Here is a 1371-nt window from a genome sequence, read left to right as displayed (position 1 = left end):
CGACTTTCCGACTCCGGTGTTGGTGGCGGAGCGGTTGGTGGGTTTGGTGGTGGGTTTGGGTTCGGGTGTGGGTGTTGCGGGTGTGGGTGTGGGTGAGGCGGTGGCGATTGTGGGGATGGGGTGTCGTTTTGGTGGTGGGGTGGGTTCGCCGGGGGATTTGTGGGATGTGGTGTTGGGTGGGGTTGATGTGGTGGGTGGGTGGCCGGTGGATCGTGGGTGGGATGTGGGGGGTTTGGTGGGTGGTGGGGTGCCGGGGTGGGGTGGGTTTTTGGAGGGTGCGGGGGTTTTTGATGCGGAGTTTTTTGGGGTGTCTCCGCGTGAGGCTGTGGTGATGGATCCGCAGCAGCGGTTGGTGTTGGAGGTGGTGTGGGAGGCGTTGGAGGGTGCGGGTTTGGGTGTTGGTTTGGATGGTGTTGGGGTGGGGGTGTTTTTGGGGGTGATGGGTTTGGAGTATGGGCCGCGGTTGTGGGAGGCGGGTGAGGGTGTTGGTGGGTATGTGTTGACGGGTTCGGCGGGGAGTGTGGTGTCGGGTCGGGTGGCGTATGTGTTGGGTTTGGGTGGTCCGGCGGTGTCGGTGGATACGGCGTGTTCGTCGTCGTTGGTGGCGGTGCATCAGGCGGTGGGGGCGTTGCGGTCGGGTGAGGTGTCGTTGGCGGTGGCGGGTGGGGTGTCGGTGATGGGGTCGCCGGGGATGTTTGTGGAGTTTGCGCGTCAGGGTGGGTTGTCTGCTGATGGTCGGTGTAAGGCGTTTTCGTCGTCGGCGGATGGTACGGGGTGGGGTGAGGGTGTTGGTGTGGTGGTGTTGGAGCGGTTGTCGGATGCGCGGCGGAATGGGCATCGGGTGTTGGCGGTGGTGCGGGGTAGTGCGGTTAATTCGGATGGTGCGTCGAATGGTTTGACGGCTCCGCATGGTCCGTCGCAGGAGCGGGTGATTCGTCAGGCGTTGGCGAATGGGGGGTTGTCGGCGGGTGAGGTGGATGTGGTGGAGGCGCATGGTACGGGGACGAGGTTGGGTGATCCGATTGAGGCGCAGGCGTTGTTGGCGACGTATGGTCGGGAGCATTCGGCGGAGCGTCCGTTGTTTTTGGGTTCGTTGAAGTCGAATGTTGGTCATACGATGGCGGCGGCGGGTGTTGCTGGTGTGATCAAGATGGTGTTGGCGATGCGTGCTGGGGTGATGCCGAAGACGTTGCATGTTGATGTGCCGACTCCGCATGTTGATTGGTCGTCGGGTGGGGTGGAGTTGTTGACTGAGGCGCGGGTGTGGGGGGGTGTGGGGCCGCGTCGGGCGGGGGTGTCGTCGTTCGGGATCAGTGGGACGAATGCGCATGTGGTTCTGGAGTATGAGCCGGAACTCGAGCCGGAGCCGGT

The 1371-nt window shown here is 63.5% G+C and carries 1 protein-coding gene; it reads left to right on the top strand.

Translation table 11 applies throughout. From position 1 onward, the window contains the following. Positions 1-1371: polyketide synthase (locus AB0B63_RS32475; protein WP_357025882.1), on the top strand; the 1371-nt coding region annotated here is incomplete at both ends.

This window comes from Micromonospora sp. NPDC049081, from assembly GCF_040648835.1.
In the GTDB taxonomy this organism is placed as follows: domain Bacteria; phylum Actinomycetota; class Actinomycetes; order Mycobacteriales; family Micromonosporaceae; genus Micromonospora; species Micromonospora antibiotica.
The sequence above is the reverse complement of the archived record's forward strand: the minus strand, read 5'-3'. Positions and strand labels throughout refer to the sequence as shown.